This is a genomic window from Roseivirga seohaensis subsp. aquiponti (assembly GCF_001267955.1).
GTDB classification, from domain to species: Bacteria; Bacteroidota; Bacteroidia; order Cytophagales; family Cyclobacteriaceae; genus Roseivirga; species Roseivirga seohaensis.
The window spans coordinates 1-19,767 of the sequence record NZ_JSVA01000004.1; the positions used below are offsets into that span (position 1 = coordinate 1).

The window sequence follows — 19,767 nt, forward strand, 5'->3', positions numbered from 1 at the left end:
GATTTAAGCGCTGCATCGGATATGCTTACTGTCGCAGTTGGTATAGCTGTATCGATTACTAAATCCTTATTAGCCCCCAATGAATTGGCAGCAGCAGGCACTGGCAAAGTTAAGTTTGGTGTATTACCTGCAGCATCACTCATAAAAGAAGAATTCAAACTCAAAGAATTTGTAGCCACATAATCTAGGTCTGAATTCGTATCTCCAGCCTGTACAGTATAATTAAATGTTAAGGTATTTGTTCCTGTACCACCTGTGTAATCAACAACTCTGTCTGTTGCCCCTGTCTCCAAGGTAAGCTGCGGCACTTCGCCAACACAACCTGGGGTTACATTAACTACCTCACTAAAAGTTACTGTAATAGCGATGATCTCGCCTACTTTATAGCTACCGTTATTCTTGGTTGAACTTACACTCGTTACTGTAGGTACAATTCCATCAACTAAAACAGCTGCAGTAGAAGGAACCGCAGGCAAGGTTAGTACCAAATTATTACCTGCTCCATCTTTAATAGTTCCAGTTGTATTAAGGTCTAAAGATGCTCCTAAGCTAATACCATCAGTTGGGTCTGTATCTCCACTTTGAATTGTATATTGAAACCTTAGTAATGTTGTAGTAGAAAGCCCAGGCTGATAGGTAGCTTGTCGAGTAACGCCTCCTATATCTATGGGTAGTTGTGGAGTATTAGTTACCACAACATTTTCGTTAACCGTAACGGTAAATGTAAACGTAGAGCCAATATTATATAGACCATTGTTTGGTACACTTACACTGGTAATAGTTGGAGCCGTCACGTCATTTGTTACTCCAGGTGTTGGTGCCTGCGCTACAAATGCTCCTGTGCCATCAGGGCTTCTTGAAAGCGATTCTGTTTCAGCATTACCATTTGAGCTCTCATCATATGGTGTAACTACACCAAAAGCAGTTACAAGACTAGAGCGTTCTCCATTGTCAGGGCCGTAAACTAGAACATCTACCAAGCCATCTAAACTGATAGGAGTATCATTTGGAAAATCAGTACTATTACCAACATACAAGGCTACTGCATCGGCACCGTTTTGCAGGAATGAGGTAACACCTCTATCTAAATCTAAATTAGAAACCCCAGTGTTTCCTACCACGAAAAAGTCTGATGAAGCAATATTATTGCCATCTAAATCTGTTGAGGTGCCATATGATTGTAAATCTGCACCGTTAAAATAAACCAAAACAAGGCCATCTAAGCTGAATACGCCACCTGTTCCATTAAATAACTCTACAAATTCTGTTTCATCTGTTCCAGGGTCATCAGCATCAACCTCATTGATTTTAATATTCGTAGGGGTAACAAAAATATCGAAGGTTTGCGCTGGTGAAGTGTCTACACCACTATTGGCTGTACCTCCATTATCTGAAATGGTTACCGAAATGGTTGCTTTGCCAAATTTCGTTGCATCTGGCGTAAAGGTCAGAACACCTGTAGCACTAATGGCTGGTCCAGATGTAAATAAAGTAGCGTTAGTATTATTGGTGATATTAAACTGGACAGTTTGGGTTGCCTCTGCATCACCATCGTCAAATGTTGTGATAAAGCTGTTTATTGATTGCGCTCCAGCATTTTGAGCTACGGTTTGGTTTGCACCAATCGTAAAAGTAGGCGCATCATTAACTGCGGTAATATCTATATTTCCGCTGCCCACTTGAGGATTAACCGTAGCATCATTTGCGTTTAAGGTAAATGTTGCGGCATTATCGCCACTCACGTTTGAAGCTCCAGTGTATTTAATATTGGCTGGGGTATCAAAATAAGTATTGATATTGGCGGCTGTACCTGCCAAGGTAAGAGAAGCAGTACCTGAACCACTAATGGTCACGCCTCCACCCGAGGTTGCAGTAAAAGTACCTGCCGAAGCTGCTAATGTTGCAGTAAGTGCATCTCCATCAGGATCAACTAGTGTAACAGCCGAAAGATCAAAGTTGCTCGCAGCATCTTCAATCACAGTAACATCTGTAGGAACACCAGTTGCTGTTGGGGCGTCATTCACTGGGTTAATGGTAATATTAAAGGTCTGATTGGTTAATTCTCCGCCATCTGGATCACTTACTTTAAACACAAAGCTGTCGGAAATATCATTGTCGGTTGTACTGACATACCTGATTCTATCACTGTCAATATCGTTTTTAGTGAAAGTGGCATTCAATACAAGTTCCGTATCGCCTGCATTAAAAGTATTGCTTGGGTTGGTATCTATAAACAGGGTGCCTTTGGTAGTGGCCGTTGTAATCGTAAAAGTAAGTGTTCCTCCCTCTGTATCGCTGGCGTTTAACTTCCCTGAATCAATAAGCTCTGTGGCTCCTTCGTTTAAGGTTAGGCCAGTATTTACAGTTACCGTTGGGGCGTTATTTGTTCCGAAATTCAAGGCTGTGCCGTTTGTGATTCCTGCATAACTGTTTCCAGCAATATCATCTATAGCTGTGGCGGCAATTCTAACAGAGTAATTAGATGATAAATCCAAATTGCTACTTGGGTTGATGGTCAGTACGGCACCACTAATAGAGGCTTGTGTACCTGGAGAAGCTGCGTCTATTGTGAAAGAATTCGAACCATTGGTCTCGTCAATTACTTCAATATTTCCTGTTCCAAAGGCAATATTTTCATTGAAAGTAAGAGTAATATTTCCACTTGTATTTACCCCAGTTGCGTCATCAGCGGGACTGCTAGAGCTTAAAGTTGGGTTTGAAGTGTCTACTACAATTGACAAGGCAGCCGAGGCAGCACTTTCATTGCCTGCGGCATCGGTAGCTGTGAAAGTTATGTTATGGGTTCCTTCAGAAAGGGTTCCACTGATTGTTTGAAGCCAGTTGCCACTACCATTAGCAGTGGAAGTACCCACTTGACCATCAATTGATGAAATTATTTTTATAGAAGCATTGGCCTCTGTTGAACCACTAAACCTTGGTTGGGTATTAGAAGTAATATCATCAGAATTTGAGGTTCCAGTGTCCCAGTTAGCTGTCAAGTTTGGAGCACTTGGGGTAGCAGGAGCAGTCGCATCATAAGTTCGACTCAACTGTGTAGCAGCTGTATTGTTATAACCAAAAGCATCTTGTGCAGCTCCTGACCCCACATCAACAGTTACAGCACCATCCCCTGTGGGGGTGATATCTGCCGTGTAAGTAGTTCCTGACCCAGCAAAATTACCAGCCGACCCATTGCTCACTGTAATATCTCCAACGGCAAAGCCTGTGACAGACTCACTAAAAGTTATGGTTACAGAGAATGGAGAAGAATTTGTTGGGTTACCAGCTCCTGTTGTGATTGTAGTTGAAGGGTAGGTTGCGTCTTCATCATTGATGGTTATTGTAACCTGTTGAGTCCCACTTTCTACTGCATTGGTTGGTGCACCCATATCAACAATTATGGTTTCACTTCCTTCCTCAATGCCGTCAAATTGTGAAGTAACACGAACACTATCCATAATTTCTCCTGGAGAAAGTGTAATAGTAGTACCAGTCAATGAATAATCTGTTCCGCCACCAGTTGCTGTTCCACTGAATGACAAAGGTATAGTTACAGTTGTTCCTGCTACTGCATCAATTTTACCTCGGATGTAGGCTTGCCCTCCACTCTCATCGGTTATTGGATTGTAAATTGGCAGCACTTCCAATGTTGCATTCGGCTGAGAGTCGTCATCGATAATCGTAAATGTTCGTTGTTGAGTACCGTTTTCTGTTCCATTGCTAACGGAAGAAATATCTATTATCACGGTTTCATTCCCTTCATAAAGCGCATCTGGCACATTGGTGAGCACAATGGAATTTGTTGTATTTCCTGCACCAACAGTAATAGATGAAGAAGAAATAGTATAATCCACCCCACTACCAGTTGCTGATCCTGAAAACGACAGGTTAACCGTAGTATTTGCCCCATATGCATTTGATAGTGTGGCTGTCACTATACTTGCAGTAGTGATTGATTCACTTTTAGAAGTAGGTGTAATACTCAATGTAACCGTTGGCACTGCCCTCATTGTCAAAGTGGCTATATAATTACCACTGCTGTTTTCCGTACCATCATTCACTTCAAACTGAAAAGAAGTGTTTGAAGAACCATTCTGAATGTATTGTAGGTTACCTGCATTTATATTGGCTACACTGATTTGTTGCGAAACTGAAACTGCTTCACCTCCATCAAATACATCGTCATTATCTGCATCTAGATACAGGGTTCCATTTGTAGGTAAAGCTTCAATCAAAACACTGCTGAGCGGATCGCCATCACCATCGCTGTAGCCGAAATCGCTGGCAGAAAAGGTATAGGTCAAATTCTCAGAAGGGTTTGCTGTAAAAGAAGAAGCGGTTGGGGCGTTGTTGGAGGCTACAGCTGCCGCCAGCAAAACATCATCTATTGCAAAATTTGCTGGCGCAGGTGTGTTCATTGTTATTCTAATTTCATCAATATTACCCCACCCTGATGAAGCCGAAACATCTCCTGAAGTAACTGTAAAGTTGGTAACTCCCGGAGAAGATATGGTCTTAGTAATTGCCCCTGAAACTGCACTACCGTTATCATACCCTTGAACGGTTATATTCTGGGTTGTTCCTGTAGCCACTGCAAAAGCAAAGCTTGTAAGCGAAAAATTATTGGCAGAGTTATCTGACTTATATGAAAAGGATGTAACATTAGTTCCAGTGGCCTGCATAATTACTGCAAGATCAGAACCACCTGTAATGCCTGGCACGCTATTGCCAACAACTATAGTAACAATATTACCCGCTGTTACTGCAGAAACCCCTAGACCATGGCCATCAATATTTGTTACACTAGGGTTTGTAGAAGCCCCAATAAGTGTACGAGCCACCCCAGCCTCGAACGTGATCGTGGAACCTATAGTTTGAGCCTTACTCCCATTCAAAAAGAGAAAAAAGAAAAAAGGGAGAGCCAAAAAGAATCGCTTATTAAAAACTTCAGAAAAAGCCTTGTATTTAATATGAACCAAATTCATCGGATGGAAGATTAAATTAACAATACGTTAGAGTATATAAATTACTATAAACAATAAACTAAAATAAAATGACACCCAAGTGGGTATCATTTTATTTTTTTAACACAAAGAAATACAATATTAATTTCTTGAAGGGTATACTCCAAACATACAGATAATCCAATAGATCGTCAAGTAAGGCTGCATATTGGTATGGGATTGGTTACCTCCAGTTGACTCCACTGATACTGGCTGTCCAGAAGGTATTTGAGAGGTTCCTGAACTCAAAGTTACATCATTTCCTGCGCTTCCATACATGTTAGTTGGTGTAGCAGCAAAGTTCACCTCTGTATTACCTTTAGCTAATGACAGACCCGCAGCTGGCGTATCTGTAGTTGCAGCCCCATCTTTAGCAGTCATAGAAGTTGTAATTGTCATCGGGTTTGCAGTTGTAGCAAAGTGATGATGTGAGGGTAGCTGTAACAGATTCAGTGTAACGGTCTCAACCCCACCTCTTGACCCTAACCGATGATCGCTCAGCCCAGGGCCCATTCCAGCAGATATGGGTATTCTACCCCTTAGGTCTGGTAGGCCGAACGTTGTCCTACCATCTCCACCGTAGGTTGTACCCAGAATTGAAAACAATGCAGTATTCTGAGCTATTGACATTAATTGACCTGCACAAAAGGCCCATGATCGTGGGGCAAAATTACCTGCAAATCCTCTAATTTCTCCTATAGTTCCTTCCATAATAATTAGTTTTAAGTAAAATTTTAATTTCTTGATGGAAACAAACCTTGCATGCAAATAATCCAATAGATAGTCAAGTAGGGCTGCATATTAGTATGCCATTGACTTCCTCCTGTAGCTCCTACTGTCACTGACTGCCCAGCAGGTATTTGAGAGGAACCTGAACTCAGGACTACATTGTTACCCGTGCTTCCATACATGTTAGTGGGGGTAGCGGCAAAGTTCACCTCAGTATTACCTTTGGCCAATGACAGACCTGCAGCAGGTGTATCGGTAGTTGCAGCCCCATCTTTAGCAGTCATAGAAGTTATAACAGCCATCGGGTTGGTAGTTGCAGCAACGTGATAATGCGAAGGCATCTGAGAAGCAGTTAAAGTCACCGTCTCCGTTCCGCTTCTTGAACCTAGATTGTGATTACTGAGCCCTGGCCCTTGCCCAGCACTTATAGGTGCCCTGCCCCTTAAATCGGGTAGCGCGAAAGTAGTTCTTCCGTCACCTCCATACGTGGTGCCTAATAATGAAAATAAGGCTTGATTTTGAGCAATCGATAGTAATTGTCCGCTGCAAAATGCCCATGCCCGAGGCGCAAAATTACCCGCAAAACCGCGGATTTCGGCTAAATATCCTTCCATGATGTTTTAATAGTTGTAGGGTTATAAAAAATTATCTGTACTCTGTTTTAAGGTAATTCTAATTAAATTGTGTTGAAGTTAAAAATAATATTGAAAGATTATAAGTTTTAAGACTATTACTTTCAAAGTAGCTCTGAAAAAAAACTAGAACCTCATTAACGAATATACTATTACTTTCAAGTACTCTTTCGCTCGCACGATATCTAATTTGTAAATTGATGTCCTGTTAAAAAACCAAGGTTAAACAATTTTACCCCCGACAAAAAACCTTCCCCCGTTTGGGCTATAGTGATTCTCAGAAATTCATTGTTAATGCACGCCACCACTAAACCATAAACCACATCAGCATGCACTATTTGACCTGGTTCGGCCTGTATAGCGCCTTGCATGGTTACTGGGGTTACCTCTAAAATCCTCATTTCAAAACCTGCCAATTTGGTATTGGCCCCGCTATATTTTGGATTGGTTGCATTAATAAGGCATTCAATTTCTTCTGCGGTTTGTTTGTTCCAGTAAATGGTTAAATCTTCAATGCTTGGTTTGCTCTCATAGGTCTCAATTTCAGAATCTAGCTTTAAATAGTTGTTCTGATTATTTGACAGCTTTTCAATAAGTTTTTCAGTTAGAGTAGAGGTGAATTCTCCCAGACGTTTACAGTGCAAGCCATAATTTTCTCCTGGAATAATTCTTAATTCTTCTCTCATCAACACAAGCCCCTCGTCAATTTTATCATTCATAAGGTGAATTGTCACGCCTCCAATTTCCTCATTATTCTTTAACTGCCAGAAAATAGGGTCAGCCCCTTTGTATTTAGGAAGCATACCAAAATGGAAGTTAATAAACCCTTTAGGAACGGCATTGAAAAGCTCATTAGGAATGATCCAAGGAAAAGTAAGCACCCAAACTACCTCTATTTCATTTTTACGTATGAATTGGCTAAGTTCAGAGACCCAGTTTCTACGTTCCAAGGCAAGAATTTGATCTTCTTTCAGTCCAATACTTTTAAGCACTGGCTCTATTTGAGGTCTGCTTTTCTTTAGGATTCCCACACCTTCTACTGAGCCATTTTCCACCATTTTTTTAATTGTTGGTGCAGAAAGAGCGTCTGAATTGGTAAGTATTAAGGTCTTCATTTTACACCGCTAAATATGAGTTCATCCAAGAACTGCTTATAGCATCTCTTGACTGTCTTATTTTTTCATCATTTTTTAAGTCGGCATCAACTGAAATAATATCTTCAGATACCACCTGATTACCCGCTTTCACCTTATGCCTTACTAGTCGTATTTTTTCCTTTAAACATGGAATTTTAGTAGAGTCGTATTCTTTTCCACCATCTATTGCCAACATCTCTTTGATGAGCTCTTCTGCATCTATATTTTCCAGATTCTTGGCAATTACTCTTCCAACAGCGTGTCCGCAGTTTTTTCCCATGGTTTCAAAAATACCTTTCCACAACAAATCTCCCTTAGGTTGATTTTCGTGGGCTGTGGAAATCAATTCTAAACCTGATAAATCCTTTTCCTTCAATTCTAACAAATAAGGCAACCCGATTAATTTGGTTTTACTCATGAGTTCTCTTGAGTGAAACTCTTCCAGAAAGATTGTGGCTTCCTCTCCACAGAATAGAGGGAATACAAAGTCGTATTCGCTCATATCAATATTATCAAACGCCTCTTTAACTTGAGATAACTTACCTGGCTCTGGTAGCGGCAACAGTCTTAGGTCATGATCAAAATTCTCGTCTTCTGAGTATAAACCTAACTGGATGCAATTCAAAAAAGCATAGCCGGCATCGAACATAGAACTGAGAATAAGACCTTTTTTGCCCAGGTTTTGAGCTGCATATTGCCCCATTGCCCAACAGTGTTGCCAAAGGTGGGTTGAGTTGATTAAGACTTGACTATTATAGCCTTTACTCGGTATAAGGTGTTCTCCTAAATTATTGATAATTAAAGGAACCTTCCGCTTTTCAAATTTATCGACAAAGCTCCCCATGGCATGATTGGTGAACAAACCTGTAACTAAGTTAGCATCATGGTACCCAAAAAATTTATCGAGAGATTTCTCTATCATCACAGGATTTCCCTGTCCAATCATTTCGGTAATAATTTCAAGCTCACAATCAGTATTAGAGAGCTCTAACTTTATGGCCTTTTTAAAAGCCTTGTCAAATTGCTTGCCCATAGGCAATATACCTGAAGTAGGTATCATTATTCCAATAGTAATTTCTTGCATTCTTTTGTTTTGGTACGATGTGTTATGATGGTTCAATTATATTTCTGCCCACATGCGGATTAAATTACTGTAAATTTGCTGAAGCATAAGATGACTTTCCTTATGGTCGGTTACCGATAGTTCATTGAGTACCTGATTAATCTGATCAATAATTTCACGCTTATTTGCTTCTCTGATAGCACACTGCATCCAAGTAACTACAGCCAATCGTTTTCCTTGAGTAACAGGCAATACTTGATGCAGCCTTGTGGTTGGGTAAATCACCGCACTACCTGCCGAAAGTTTAAAGCGTTGTAGACCAAACTCTGTCATTATCTCCAATTCTCCCCCTTCATAACTACTAGGGTCTGATAAAAATAGAGTCATTCCCACATCTGTCCTTATAGTAAATTGATTGCCCATCAGTGGGCTATCAACATGAAGACCATAATGCATTCCTGATTCATATTGACTAACGAGCGGGGGAAGGATAACCTTAGGGAGAATGGCCGATTGAATCCTGCGATTTTTAGAAATGGCTTGATGCACAATTTGACCAATCTGTTGAGCGTGAAAATTATTTTCACTGTTTATCTGCAAATTGTTTTTAACATTTGCCGCATTTTCAGAAGCAGTACTTTTCCCATCTTTAAAGTTTGACTGCTCAATTAAATTGAGAATACTAGAGAGTTCGCTTGGGTTTATCAGCTGTGTTAACTCTAAGTAGTTTCCAGTTTCTATTATCATAGAATTACGTACATTCAAAATTCACCTAAGTATAACCATTGTTAAGAGATTAAAAAAAACATATATAAAATATTCAATACACTTTTAATAAAATAGAAAGCAATACTACCAACTCTTGATACGTAAGCATAAATTAAATAGCTTTCGAATCATAAACCACAATTAATGGATACTGCAAAGGACGAATCACTACTAGTACAGGCTAAATCACTTCAACAAAAAGGTGACTTAGTCAATGCAGAAAAGTTTTATCAACAAGCCTTAGAGAACAACCCTAATTCATTAGAGGCTATTTCTAGCCTTGCTATGCTATACCTTATGAAAGGGGATGCGCATAATGCGATTAGCAATTGGCAAAAGGCCTTAAAAATAAATCCAACCGACATAGAAAGCTTAAGCAACTTAGGCTATGTTTATTCTCAATTTCAAGATTTTAATACAGCTCTCCCTTATCTGGAATCTGCGCATAAGGTTGCCCCAGAAAGAGACGATATATGTCTTCAGATTGCTCAAATAAGAACACATCTAGGAAACCTTAGCGGGGCAAAAGAGGTTCTCGCCCCACTTATGGAAAGTGTTCCAATAAGTCCAAATGCATACTTAATGTATGCACAATTGGAGCTTTTAAGTAATGATTTCCCCAGAGCCAAAGCAACACTGAGAGAACTTCTGGATAAGAACCCTAATTTACCAGAAGCAATGATTAATCTGGGTTCAATTTTAGAGACAGAAGGAAATACAAAAGAGGCTTTATCCTTTTTTAAGAATGCCGCAGAGAAAGCCCCTTTTCACTTTCAAGCAAACCTAGAACTAGGTCGGTTTATGAGCAGTAATGGGCAAGTTGAAAACGGATTGGCACATTTAAATAAAGCGGCTGAAATTCAACCTACTGATTGGGGCGTTCATGTTCACCTTGGTAATGCTTATCAAGAAATTGGTGATTTTGACAAGGCAATTAACTCCTACAAAAAAGCACTGAGCATTAATCCAAATGATCTAGGCACAAGACAAAACCTCAGCAGGGTGACTTCAAGATTTGTACCCCCATGGCATTTGAAAATGCTAGCCGATCATGAGAGGAATGATGCTTTCGAGAAGGCTATTAAGAATACAGTTGGTGAGGAATCCGTAGTTTTAGATATTGGGACAGGATCTGGACTTCTAGCCATGATGGCGGCAAAATCTGGAGCTAAAAAGGTCTACGCTTGTGAACAGTCGAAATATATAGCAGACGCAGCCCTAGAAAATATAACAAAGAATGCCCTAAAGGACAAAATTCAACTTTTTCAGTCTAAATCTACACAGCTTACCAATGAAGACCTTGACCCAAAACCCAATGTTATAGTAGCTGAAATTTTTGACTCTGGCCTTTTAGGCGAGCATGCCATCCCTTCTTTCCGGCATGCTTTACAAAACCTATGCTCTAAGAATACAAAGGTGATTCCTAAAGCTGCAGAAGTAAAAGGAAAGCTCCTTTATGCGCCAAAGTTGGGCTCTGTGAATCCGATAAAAGAAATCTCTGGCTTTGATCTTTCTGGTTTCGATCAGTTCAGAATTCCTGAAGAGTATATCACTCAAAATCTTGCCGATATTACCCATGAATTTTGCTCAGAAGAGTTCAAAATAATTGATGTAGACTTTGAGAATCCCTGGCCGGCAATTGCTCCTAATCAATGTAGAAGATTTGAAATTCACGTTGAAGTAAATTCCGACCAACAAATACATGGAGTTGCTTTTTGGTTTATTTTATTGATGGATGATAAAATTAAATTGAGCAGTGCTCCAGGCAGAAAAGATAATCATTGGGGGCAAGCAATTTCCTTCTTTCCACAACCTCTATATGGCAAATCGGGACAGAAGTTACGGATGATAGTAAATTACACGGATACTCAAATTTGGTTTGAAGACCCTAAACTTATTTAGGATAAGAATAACGTTCTGAAGCCCCCCATTACTCCTGATTTTAAGTAAGGAGGTTGGGAAAGCAGTTATGAGTTGCTTTATACTCCTTACAATAGTGGGTTTAACACACCATCTATATTACATTATAAGTGCAAAGAAGAAACACGATGGCATACATTGCCATCGTGTTCTAAATCATCCCTTATAAATCAAACTTTATACCCTGCGCTAAAGGCAGTTCAGTAGAGTAATTTAGGGTATTGGTTTGTCTGCGCATGTAAGCTTTCCATGCATCAGAACCAGACTCTCTACCTCCGCCAGTTTCCTTTTCACCACCAAATGCACCGCCAATCTCGGCACCAGAAGTACCAATATTTACGTTTGCAATTCCGCAATCAGAACCTACCGCTGAAAGGAACTGATGGGCATCTCGCATACTATTGGTCATAATGGCTGAAGATAAACCTTGTGCCACTCCATTTTGAATTGCAATGGCATCATGCACATCGCCTTTGTATTTAATGATGTATAAGATTGGCGCAAAAGTCTCGGCTTGAACGATTTCGAAATCGTTTTTCGCCTCTATAATACAAGGCTTTACGTAGCAGCCACTTTCGTAACCTTCACCAGAAAGCACACCGCCTTCAACCAATATTTTACCTCCTTCAGCTTTTGCTGCTTCAATGGCTTTGTTATAGTTATTTACAGAGTCTTTGTCGATAAGAGGCCCAACATGATTCTTTTCATCTAATGGGTTTCCAATTCTCAACTGCCCGTAAGCACCAACAACTGCATCTCTTACCTTATCGTAAATGTCTTCGTGAACTATCAACCTGCGGGTTGAAGTACATCTTTGGCCGGCAGTTCCTACAGCGCCAAATACAGCTCCAATCACTGTCATTTTTATGTCAGCATCTGGGGTTACAATAATGGCATTGTTACCCCCCAACTCAAGGATAGATTTTCCTAAACGAGCCGCCACAGTTTGCCCAACAATTTTACCCATTCGGGTAGATCCTGTAGCCGAAATCAATGGAACTCTGTGGTCTTGCGTCATCCACTCACCCACCTTATAATCACCATTGATTAAACAGCTGATGCCTTCTGGCAGGTTGTTTTCTTTTAATACTTCTGCAATAATATTTTGGCAGGCAACACCTGTTAATGGAGTCTTTTCAGAAGGCTTCCAAACACAAACATCTCCGCAAACCCAAGCCAAAGCGGTATTCCACGACCATACAGCCACAGGAAAATTGAAAGCTGAAATAATACCAACAATACCCAATGGATGATACTGCTCTTGCATGTGATGCAATGGACGTTCAGATTTGATAGTTAATCCATGGAGCTGACGAGAAAGCCCTACAGCAAAATCACAGATATCAATCATTTCTTGTACTTCGCCCAAACCTTCTTGGTAAGATTTACCCATTTCATAGGAAACTAACTTACCCAAGTCCGCTTTATGCTCTCTTAACTTTTGACCAAATTGACGAACAATCTCTCCTCTTAAAGGCGCAGGAGTACTTCTCCAATCTTTAAAAGCAGCTTGAGCCGTTTCGATTACCTTATCATACTGAGCTTGTGTTGTCACACTTACCTTACCTATTAGTGCACCATCTACTGGAGAGTAAGACTCTATATAGCTATCTCCACCATGCGACTGCAAACCTGTTGAGGTTCCGTTGTTTTCAGCTGCTACACCTAGGTTTTTTAGGGCCTCTGTAAGACCAAATTCAGTTTGAATATTCATAATATTTTATCTGTCAATTAATTGAATTCATAGTTACGGGAATTTTCAAAGGACTGCAAAAAAGCCATTGACTAATTCAGAATAAAACGAAAAAAGCCAAACCCTTAAAGGTTTGGCTTGTAAACGACAGGTAAATAATCCTTACCAAGTAATTCTGTAATATTCTTTTTCTCCGTTAGGGTATTTCCCCATTACAAAGAAGTCTTTCGTCTTGGTATCGATTATTTTCTGAAACTGCTCTAAGCTGGTTATATCATCATCGCCAACTTTGGTTATTACAAAGCCTTCTTTCACACCGCTGGCCTTCCAAGCCCCTTCGCCCAATTGCGACAAATGTACACCCCCTTCTAAATTCAGGCTTTTTTTCAATTGACTAGACAAATCCTCAAATACGGCTCCAGCTATTTCGTAGGTCAGTGTGTTTTCAGACACACCATCTTCTTTTTCGAAAATAAGCTCAGGCTCGGCAAGATCTATAGCCGCTAAAGATTCCCTATTCTGAAGTTTAAGGGAGGTTTCTCTGTCGTCACCTTTACGTTTGTAACTAATAGAAACCGCATCTCCTGGCCGTTTTCGAGCGATTAACTCCTGTAACTGACTGGTAGTTTTTACTTCCTTTCCATCCACACCTGTAATTACATCTTCTTCTTTCAAACCAGCCTCATCGGCAGCGCCACCAGGAGAAACCCCCATAATTCGAACACCGGACAGTTCTACTGTACCCACACCGTCTGCATCTCGAATAGTAACACCCAAAAGGCCTCTTTTCACTTCGCCAAATTCAAGTAAATCATCCATTACTTTTTTAACCAGAATTGATGGTACCGCAAAGGAATAACCGCTGAAAGTTCCTGTATTTGTAGCAATAGCCGTATTAATACCTATAAGCTCACCCTGAAGATTCACTAAAGCGCCTCCACTATTGCCGCGATTTACTACCGCATCGGTTTGTAAAAAGGACTCAATTCCGTATCGGTTATCTGTGTTTCCAGTAATCAGGTTTATATTTCTTGCCTTAGCACTTACAATTCCTGCGGTTACTGTATTATTTAAATCGAAAGGATTGCCTACTGCTAAAACCCATTCTCCTACTTCTACTTGATCTGAATTACCAAAGTCTATATAAGGCATTCCTTTGGCATTTATCTTGATTAATGCCAAATCAGTATCAGGGTCTGCACCTATTATTTCTGCCTTAAGCCTTCTATTGTCATCTAATCTTACCTCAAGCTCATCTGCTCCTTCTACCACATGATAGTTGGTAGTGATGTAACCGTCTTCAGAGATTAACACACCCGAGCCAGTGGACTCCCTAAACTTAACTCCATTTCGCAACAGCCTTCTCCAACGACTGGAAGTACCTTTTATCTCTTCTCTATTGGTAATATGAACTACAGCAGGCACAATTTTTCTAGAGGCTTCAATAAAATTAACACCAGCAGGCACTGAATAATCGTGAGGCTCGTCACTAATTGTTCCAAAACTTGTAGCCACTGAATTGGAACGGTTTAATGAAAAAGAGCCATTAACGGTTTCTGTACCCCCAAAAAAACTAATCCCCAACAAAACAACCAGACCACCCAGCAATGAGGAAGCCAACATGCCCAAAATAAACTGTCTCTTACTCATAAAACATGACTTTAAGATTTACCTTTTCCGAAAAAGACTAACGCAATTTGAATACTGGTGTTCTAATTTATTTAATTTACATCAAGAATTAACCCCTTTTAACAAAAAAGAGCCCCGATAAATCGAGGCCCTTCCATCAACACAACCAAACTCAAACTATTTTACTGCAATTTTTGATTCCACTTTCTTCGTTTCATCTTTAGGAATTCTTAATTCTAGAATACCATTTTCATAAACAGCTTCAATTCCCTTTTCATCAATATTATCTGGCAATTGGAAGCTCTTATAGAACTTTCCGTATTCTGTTTGAATAGAGATGAAATTCTTCTCTTTATTCTCCTTTTCTAGCTTTCGCTCTCCGGTAATGCTTAGCTTACCTTCTTTCAAATCAATACTGAAATCATTTTTGTTAAAACCCGGTACTGCTACCTGAATTTCAAACGCCTTAGCAGTTTCAGCAATGTCTACCTTTGGTGAAAAACCGCTGTAATTTTTCTGCAAAGAATCATTGAAGAATCGATCAAAGAAAGCATCAACTGATGCGGGACCATACCATTCGGGATTTCTCTTAACTAAGTTCATATCGTTTTTATTTTTAAGTTTCTGTTTCATTTCCATCCCTATAATTCAAAACTATACCAATCCCTTTTTTCACTAAAATTACGCCACTATGTCTGCTTTTATTTAAAAATCAACCAGAATCAAGTCATAATGTCTGTAATTTTCATTTTTTTAGCGGTTATGGCGATACGAAAAGATTATCTATTTTTAGCTTTTGCAAGTTTATGAAATCAGACATTAGTAATAAGCTAAAGGCTTTTGGCCCAGGAATACTTTTTGCCAGCACTTGCATTGGCGTTTCACATTTGGTTCAATCTACTAGAGCAGGAGCCGACTTTGGTTTTCAATTGGTTGCCTTCATACTATTGGCCAACCTATTTAAATATCCATTCTTCGAGTTTGGATCTCGCTTTGCCGCAGCTACCAAAAAGAACCTTTTAGAAGGCTACTTAGCGGAAGGAAAGTGGGTACTGTGGGTCTATTTTATTTTGAGCTTGGCTTCCATGTTCACCGTTACAGCTGCCGTTACTTTTGTAACTGCCGGAATGTTCAACAACCTTACAGGAGTAACCTTAGACCCCGCCTATGTTTCAGGAATCATTCTAGCTATATGCACCCTAATTTTAGCGTTAGGAAAATACAGCATACTCGACACTCTGCTGAAAGTTATAGGTTCAGTATTGTTAATTTCAACCTTGGTGGCCTTTTTTGGAGCCCTTTCTAAAGGACAAGTAACTCTTGTCGAAAATTTTATTCCTAAAAACATCTTCGAACGCGACAGCATTATCTTCATTATTGCACTTATGGGCTGGATGCCAACTGCGGTTGATCTTTCTACATGGAATAGCCTTTGGACAATTGAAAGAATGAAGCAAACTGGATATGTTCCTAAACTAAAAGAGATTCTAGCCGATTTCAATTTTGGGTACATCGTTACTGCAGTATTAGCCATCTGCTTTCTTACTTTAGGTGCAAAAGTGATGTACGGAACAGGGATTGAGCTTTCCAATAACTCCACGATTTTCTCAGACCAAGTCGTTACGCTTTATACGTCCGCCTTAGGCAATTGGGCTTATTTAATTATTGCCACAGCAGCTTTCAGCGTAATGTTCAGCACTACCATCACGGTTGTAGATGGTTTTGGAAGAGCAATGGGAGAGACAACACGATTATTATTCTTTAAAAAAGCCGATGCTAAAAACACTTATAAATGGATGATGATTATAGTATCAGCTATTTCATTTTTGTTTATTCTGCTGCTTTCATCTAATTTAAAAGACTTAGTTGATCTTGCCACCACGCTATCCTTTGTTATCGCTCCAGTTATTGCAATTATTAACTATAGGGTAATTACCTCAAAACAAATTCCGGACGACTATAAACCTGGAAAAAAACTGCTCCTATTGGCCAAAAGCGGCATTGTTTTCCTTACAGTCTTCGCTGTCATTTACATTGCAGTGTATTTCTTTCTATAATCTGAAAAAAAATCTCAACAAGGTATTGGAATATATTTAACCAACCACTAATATTGCACTCCGTTTCGCAAGAAGAGTGAAACAAACCACAAATTCCTCCTTAGCTCAGTTGGTTAGAGCATCTGACTGTTAATCAGAGGGTCCTTGGTTCGAGCCCAAGAGGAGGAGCTTAAAAATCAGAAGGGTCAGCAGCAATGTTGACCCTTTTCTTTTATGAATACATTCGTAGTTTATATTCTCTTTTCGGCCTCATTAGACAAGTTTTATATTGGGTATACCTCGAATTTCGAAGAGAGAATAAGATTTCACAACGACTCGGTCAAAAACAATATATGGACCAAAAGAGGGCAGCCTTGGAAAGAATTCTTCATCATTAAAGACCTAACTAAAAGCCAAGCGCTCAAAATAGAAAAGCACATCAAGCGCATGAAGTCCAAGAAATATATCCAGAAGCTATCAAACGATCCCAAATTAGTAGAACAATTAAAAGCTCAGTTCGGTTAAAACAGCTGATCCCGAGAATCGGGAAGGGTCCTTGGTTCGAGCCCAAGAGGAGGAGCTTAAAAATCAACCAGTTACGAAAGTAACTGGTTTTTTTATGCATTAAGAATTTCCTCAGTCCTTCAGGAAATAACTTTCACAAGAATTGAGATAATGCTCAATTTTAGCAAAATCAGTATCCATAAAGTCAACCTGTTGCCCTTTGATCATTACTTTTTTAGCTGTTAGATACTTCGGTTCTATAGCATATTCTAACACATCGCTGAATAATAATGGATGTTTTAACCTAAACATCCTTCTTAAGGCGTTACAATAACCTTGATCAGCTGATTCTATTATAGGAATAGCTACATTAAAAAAGGCACCGACATTGTTTTTTGAAGTTTGAAACTTTGAAGAGGGATACTGCACACCAACAATTTTCTCTCCTCCAATTCTGTACTCGATTTTTGACCATTGATAGACAATTTGGGGCAAAATATACTCAGGCTTGAAAGTACTATCTCTATTCGCAACCATAATACTACACGCCATAATTAATGGCCATAGAGCCAGATACTTGAACTTTGCATCAAATGTATTCATTTACGGACAATTCATTAAATACAATAAGTATGGTCTTTCTTTCAAATCAGCGACATTATATTCAGTCACAAATAGGTTGTTATAATTAGGTTCATCAAGTTCTTTAAACGCTGTAAATGTATTTCCCGAGAGGTATAAACTTGGAAAACCTGGAATACTATATCGATATGATGGAATTTTGCTCCTTAATTGAAATGGTGGGTGAAACAAATCAGATTTGCTGTAAAGATTATTACCCACCCTCATTCTATATAGCCTTGGATAAATAGGCTGAAATGCAAACATACAGTTTGGCTGTAACGATTTACTCCTATCCAGATTGAAGTTAAAGCCAGCAGCAAATTCATTGTAAGCTTTGTGCGGATTACCCTCATTCAAATAAGACTCAACACATTTTCAAACTGTATGTAATGTGACAGTCGCAACTTGAATTAAAATTTCCTTATTCACATCACCGATAAAAGGAATAGTTCCTGATAATTCCACATCATTTACTCCTTTGAGTATGTCAAGATACCTATGCCCATATCCAGATATACCGGCCTGATAAGAACCATAACGATCTTTACTCCAACTTTTGGGAAGTTGAAGAACTTCATGGCCTAACAATTCATCCAAAGTCATATCTCTAATTGATATTCAAAAAATACCGGGTGCTCTTCAAATTTCCCGTCTTTATAAATGCCCCTATCTCCACCATTTTAGTCAGGTCTCGTGTTGCTGTTGCACTTGGTGCGCCTGAGATAGTTTGATAATTTTTAGCACTCAATCCGCCTTTGAACCCACCAAAACCTTCTCTGAAGACTCGTTCTACAACTTTCAATTGGCGCTCATTCAATTGTTTTTCAAAACGCTTATAAAACTTACCTTTTTCAATAATAAAGCTGATTGTACTTTGTGTGTAATCCTGAGCTTTTAAAACTATTTCACAAAAATATGATATCCAGTCACTGATATCTAAATCCTTATTGTTGCTTTCTAGAGCCTCATAATAGGACTTCCTATGCTCTTGAATCGTGTAAGAAAGAGCAATTAACATTGGCCTACCCAAGCTCTGAGATAATGATTTCTCTGAAATCGCTCTGCCTATTCTTCCATTACCGTCCTCAAATGGGTGAATACACTCAAAATACAAATGTGAAATAGCCGCTCTGATCAAAGCCGGTAATTCATTTTTCTCACCTTTGATTGTATGGTTGAACCATGCCAAAAAAGATTTCATTTCTTCCATTACTTGCTTTGAAGGTGGTGCTTCAAAGTGAACAATCGGTCTGCCCATATGACCAGATACAATCTGCATAGGATCTTCATGCGTTCGATAACGCCCAATGTCTATTAAATCTCTTCTGCCATTCGTTAGCATTTCGTGCCAAGAAAAAAGGGTTTCCTCTGTCAACGGAGTATCATAATTACGGTATAGATCAACCATCATTTCTGCAATCCCCTGCTCCGCAGGCTCTATTCGCTTATGATCTGTTTGCAACCCAAACTGTCTTCGAATAGAGGAATGTATGGAATCGCGGTTTAAAATCTCTCCTTCAATTTCTGAAGTTTTAACTGCCTCTTGGCTAATTAAGTCAATCTTCAAGTCCTCTTGATCATCCGCATCAATATGCTGAAAGCTGCCATAGAGTATGCCTGTCTTTTCAAAAAATTGCCGTTCCTGTTCTCTAAAATCCTCTTCATTATAAATAAATTGAGGCCAATTTTTATGTTTCCAATTCCACGTCATGATTGATCAACCTATATTTTAAAGCTCTTTATGTTGTATGCTTTGATCTATAAAACCGAGCGGTATAAATCATAATAGTATATAAATATGATCTATAAAAATCTATTTTACAAATCATTTAAAGGCAGAAAAATGATCTATAATGGCTGATGTTATAGATCACTGATCTAAAATTGTGATTAAGCGGCCTATTAGGCTAATCCTAAAATTCCTTCACTATAGTTATCTAAGGTACTATTCTTTAAACCAGCCAAATAAATCAGAGCTGTAGAATTCCGACCATGACCTAACATTGACTAATAGCGGTAATTGGAATTTC

Annotated in this window: 15 protein-coding genes and 1 tRNA gene; 4 read left to right on the top strand and 12 right to left on the bottom strand. The window is 39.3% G+C overall.

The genetic code is table 11. The features are described 5' to 3' along the window. The 6 genes from OB69_RS02370 to OB69_RS02395 form a co-directional block, all read right to left on the bottom strand. Positions 1-4,985: beta strand repeat-containing protein (locus OB69_RS02370; RefSeq protein WP_185096844.1), on the bottom strand; the 4,985-nt coding region annotated here is incomplete at its 3' end. 120 nt (positions 4,986-5,105) lie between these two features. After that, positions 5,106-5,714, bottom strand: coding sequence for a phage tail protein (locus OB69_RS02375; RefSeq protein WP_053222100.1), 609 nt, complete (start codon positions 5,712-5,714; stop codon positions 5,106-5,108). A gap of 23 nt (positions 5,715-5,737) precedes the next feature. Continuing rightward, entirely contained in the window at positions 5,738-6,346 is a 609-nt protein-coding gene (locus OB69_RS02380) for a phage tail protein (protein WP_053222101.1), read from the bottom strand. Between the two features lie 203 nt (positions 6,347-6,549). Then, entirely contained in the window at positions 6,550-7,479 is a 930-nt protein-coding gene (locus OB69_RS02385; protein ID WP_053222102.1) for a methionyl-tRNA formyltransferase, read from the bottom strand. 1 nt (position 7,480) lies between these two features. Next, a complete protein-coding gene (locus tag OB69_RS02390) occupies positions 7,481-8,584 on the bottom strand; it encodes a type 1 periplasmic-binding domain-containing protein (RefSeq protein WP_053222103.1) in 1,104 nt (367 codons plus the stop codon). Between the two features lie 36 nt (positions 8,585-8,620). Continuing rightward, entirely contained in the window at positions 8,621-9,310 is a 690-nt protein-coding gene (locus OB69_RS02395; RefSeq protein ID WP_053222104.1) for a Fe2+-dependent dioxygenase, read from the bottom strand. A 165-nt stretch (positions 9,311-9,475) separates the two neighbouring features. Between OB69_RS02395 and OB69_RS02400 the strand changes: the two genes are divergently transcribed. Then, complete coding sequence (locus tag OB69_RS02400) at positions 9,476-11,233, top strand: tetratricopeptide repeat protein (RefSeq protein WP_053222105.1); 1,758 nt, start codon at positions 9,476-9,478, stop codon at positions 11,231-11,233. Positions 11,234-11,414: 181 nt separating this feature from the next. On the opposite strand, the gene amaB is transcribed toward OB69_RS02400, so the two are convergent. The 3 genes from amaB to OB69_RS02415 all read right to left on the bottom strand — a co-directional run bounded on the left by amaB (position 11,415) and on the right by OB69_RS02415 (position 15,176). Further along, positions 11,415-12,965 (bottom strand): L-piperidine-6-carboxylate dehydrogenase, encoded by a 1,551-nt coding sequence (gene amaB / locus OB69_RS02405; RefSeq protein ID WP_053222106.1) that lies wholly within the window; start codon positions 12,963-12,965, stop codon positions 11,415-11,417. Between the two features lie 141 nt (positions 12,966-13,106). Further along, on the bottom strand, positions 13,107-14,594 hold the full coding sequence (locus OB69_RS02410) for a trypsin-like peptidase domain-containing protein (protein WP_071426685.1): 1,488 nt from the start codon (positions 14,592-14,594) through the stop codon (positions 13,107-13,109). A 156-nt stretch (positions 14,595-14,750) separates the two neighbouring features. Further along, positions 14,751-15,176, bottom strand: a complete 426-nt coding sequence (locus tag OB69_RS02415; protein ID WP_053222419.1) for an Hsp20/alpha crystallin family protein — start codon at positions 15,174-15,176, stop codon at positions 14,751-14,753. Positions 15,177-15,379: 203 nt separating this feature from the next. On the opposite strand from OB69_RS02415, the gene OB69_RS02420 reads away from it, so the two are divergent. The 3 genes from OB69_RS02420 to OB69_RS02430 all read left to right on the top strand — a co-directional run bounded on the left by OB69_RS02420 (position 15,380) and on the right by OB69_RS02430 (position 17,134). Beyond that, positions 15,380-16,630 (top strand): NRAMP family divalent metal transporter, encoded by a 1,251-nt coding sequence (locus tag OB69_RS02420; protein ID WP_053222108.1) that lies wholly within the window; start codon positions 15,380-15,382, stop codon positions 16,628-16,630. Between the two features lie 94 nt (positions 16,631-16,724). Further along, a tRNA-Asn gene (locus OB69_RS02425) sits at positions 16,725-16,798 on the top strand. 45 nt (positions 16,799-16,843) lie between these two features. Beyond that, a complete protein-coding gene (locus tag OB69_RS02430) occupies positions 16,844-17,134 on the top strand; it encodes a GIY-YIG nuclease family protein (protein WP_053222109.1) in 291 nt (96 codons plus the stop codon). 111 nt (positions 17,135-17,245) lie between these two features. Here the strand turns inward: OB69_RS02430 and OB69_RS18380 are convergent, their stop codons facing one another. The 3 genes from OB69_RS18380 to OB69_RS02440 form a co-directional block, all read right to left on the bottom strand. Beyond that, positions 17,246-17,716, bottom strand: a complete 471-nt coding sequence (locus OB69_RS18380) for a hypothetical protein (RefSeq protein ID WP_082338043.1) — start codon at positions 17,714-17,716, stop codon at positions 17,246-17,248. Between the two features lie 396 nt (positions 17,717-18,112). Further along, positions 18,113-18,340, bottom strand: a complete 228-nt coding sequence (locus OB69_RS18390) for a hypothetical protein (RefSeq protein WP_082338046.1) — start codon at positions 18,338-18,340, stop codon at positions 18,113-18,115. Between the two features lie 4 nt (positions 18,341-18,344). Next, positions 18,345-19,448 (bottom strand): Fic family protein, encoded by a 1,104-nt coding sequence (locus tag OB69_RS02440; protein WP_053222110.1) that lies wholly within the window; start codon positions 19,446-19,448, stop codon positions 18,345-18,347. Between the last annotated feature and the right edge of the window lie 319 nt (positions 19,449-19,767).